The sequence below is a fragment of the Bacillus sp. SIMBA_008 genome, assembly GCF_046535495.1.
Taxonomy (GTDB): Bacteria; Bacillota; Bacilli; order Bacillales; family Bacillaceae; genus Bacillus; species Bacillus subtilis.
Genome location: NZ_JAWRWL010000965.1, coordinates 1 through 249, shown reverse-complemented (window position 1 = coordinate 249; position 249 = coordinate 1). Strand labels below are relative to the sequence as shown.

Below are 249 nucleotides of genomic sequence, written 5' to 3'. Positions count from 1 at the left end.
CGTATCGAACTTTATTTGAAGAGCTATTTCGTACGGAAGATGTGTATCCAGCAAATAAGATTGAGTTTGTTAGTGTCGAGGCAATTAAACAATGTGTTATTGCGGATTTAGGAATAGCTGTGTTACCAGCAATAGTAGTAGAAAAAGATATACGAGAAGGGACGATAAAAGAGTTACATTTAGAAAATGAAATTTTACCGATTTATACACAAATTGCTTGGCATAAAGATAAATGGATGACAGCTCCGC

At 34.9% G+C, this 249-nt stretch carries 1 protein-coding gene; it reads left to right on the top strand.

Annotated elements, in window-relative coordinates:
* Positions 1 to 249 (top strand): substrate-binding domain-containing protein (locus SB658_RS26255; RefSeq protein WP_410603425.1); only part of this gene is annotated, 249 nt, incomplete at both ends.